Origin of the sequence: Shewanella sp. MSW (assembly GCF_007636515.1) — a bacterium.
Classification (GTDB): domain Bacteria; phylum Pseudomonadota; class Gammaproteobacteria; order Enterobacterales; family Shewanellaceae; genus Shewanella; species Shewanella indica.
Genome location: NZ_LVDR01000037.1, coordinates 1 through 1,887, shown reverse-complemented (window position 1 = coordinate 1,887; position 1,887 = coordinate 1). Strand labels below are relative to the sequence as shown.

Below are 1,887 nucleotides of genomic sequence, written 5' to 3'. Positions count from 1 at the left end.
GGTGCAGCCACTGCCACCGAACAAAGCGGCATCCCATTTCACTTTGCCGACTATCTGGAGCTGATTGATTGGACAGGCCGGGCGGTGCGGGAAGATAAGCGTGGCTATATTGCCTGTTCCAGACCCAAACTACTGCTTGAGCTTGGTATCAGTGACGATGCCTGGATAACTTCCGCCAAGGAGTTTCGCCGTCAGTACAGTGGCATGAGTGGCCGATGGGATGCGATGTGTGTCATGAAGGCCAAATATGGCGGTAAATGGTGCCGGGGTAAGCAACAAAGCCAAGCAATACATCCCCATTAACCTTAACCCCTTGGTGATATTGCAGCAACAGGCTTAAGCCTGCCGTTGGCCTGCCTGGCAACCGCTGTTTTTGTATGAAGCACGCAGATTACTCGTCTTAGAGAGTCTACTTCCAATATTTCATCGTCATTTATAAACAATTGAGACCGAATGATATGCTTCCTCGTGGCTCGAAAAGTGTTTAGGATGTCTTGTATGTTTTTTCTTGTATGTTTTTTGCGGTGTACTTCTGTTTGATTGTTGATTTGGATAGATCAATCACCAGTGTATCACTGCAACCTTTTCTACCTCCATGCACCATAAATCATCATAGTTCAATAGATATGTCATGAATCATAAACCTATATATTTAACTTTAGCCATCATCATATCAACGATGGGGACATTTGTTGTAATTAATGTATTTTCAGATTTTCCTGGGTTTGTTGCATACTTAGGCTTCACTAGTGAAGGGTATGGCACTTTTTTAAGCTGGAATTTAGCCCTATTTGTGACTGTCTTATACTGCTACAGTGCTTCGAAAATCTCTGACGTTAAACAATACATGTTCAAAGTAGACTTGTTAAAAATGGTTGTAGTCGTTGCGGCTTTATGTGCAGGAATCGTAGAAGAAATAGTATTTAGAAAGTGGGTAATGGATTACCTAGCTTCTGAAAACTTCTCTTTCTTTATCCAAATTATTGCATCTGGCCTAGCTTTTGGTGTTGTTCATTTGATTTGGGGTTTGAGGAATATCAAAGCCGGTATCAATGCCGCTTTCTCTACATTTATGCTGGGGTTAGCTTTAGGGGTTGTTTACTGGGTAGGTGATCGAAGCTTAGCGCCATGTATTGCGGCTCATTTTTTCATCTCTGCGTTAATTGAACCAGGTTTATTAATATCAGCTCAAAAAGATAAATTAGGGTACTGGTCTGAAAAAACAAACAAGTAGAGGTAGTGGAATGACTCATTTAATTTTGACTATTCATGCATTTTTACATGCGTGACAAGATCAGAACAGCTATTTGCAATCAATTGCTCCGGACACAGCTCAAATATGCACATAAACACGCTAAACTTGCACGTTAATAGTTATTAAAATGCAAAAGGGATGTGTGAGTCTTAAGTATCCCTGAATTAGTTTTAACTAATGATATTTTCAGGAATTAGTTAATCGCGAATTCAACTCCGAAGTGCACCACTCGCTAAATTAGGCTGCCTTGCGTAATTCATTGAATACCGCAATAGGTTGCCTGAAGCCGAGGCACTTTCTCGGTCTGGCATTTAATGCCCGTTCAATCTCACTAATTTGCCTATCTGTTACCGTCCGCAAATCGGTGCCTTTCCGTATGTATTGCCGCAGCAAACCGTTGAAGTTTTCATTCAGTCCGCGTTCCCAGGACGAATAAAGAAAAAAGATAGGACAGCCATATCTTTTTGATGTTTCACACAGCTTTGACTAGGCTTTGAAATACCCATCAAAGCTCAGTCGAGGTTGGTTATGACCACTGCCCGTCGCCAGTTGATAGATGCTGAAAGTACGCCCTTTTACCACGTGATTAACCGTTGCGTGAGAAGGGCATTTTTGTGTGGTGAAGATGCACT

At 41.9% G+C, this 1,887-nt stretch carries 1 protein-coding gene and 3 pseudogenes; 3 read left to right on the top strand and 1 reads right to left on the bottom strand.

Features of this window, described 5'->3' with window-relative positions; translation table 11 throughout:
* Nucleotides 1–303 (top strand): annotated as a pseudogene (locus AYI96_RS20195) (alpha-amylase family glycosyl hydrolase); the annotation flags it as partial.
* A 328-nt stretch (nucleotides 304–631) separates the two neighbouring features.
* On the top strand, nucleotides 632–1,234 hold the full coding sequence (locus AYI96_RS20190; protein WP_039036193.1) for a CPBP family intramembrane glutamic endopeptidase: 603 nt from the start codon (nucleotides 632–634) through the stop codon (nucleotides 1,232–1,234).
* Nucleotides 1,235–1,492: 258 nt separating this feature from the next.
* Here the strand turns inward: AYI96_RS20190 and AYI96_RS20185 are convergent.
* Nucleotides 1,493–1,690 (bottom strand): annotated as a pseudogene (locus tag AYI96_RS20185) (transposase); the annotation flags it as partial.
* A gap of 93 nt (nucleotides 1,691–1,783) precedes the next feature.
* On the opposite strand from AYI96_RS20185, the pseudogene AYI96_RS20180 reads away from it, so the two are divergent.
* A pseudogene (locus AYI96_RS20180) lies at nucleotides 1,784–1,887 on the top strand (alpha-amylase family glycosyl hydrolase); the annotation flags it as partial.

Bases quoted from the DNA above. Each gene is read 5' to 3' on its own strand.
- AYI96_RS20190 (WP_039036193.1), top strand. From the start codon at position 632: ATGAATCATAAACCTATATATTTAACTTTAGCCATCATCATATCAACG.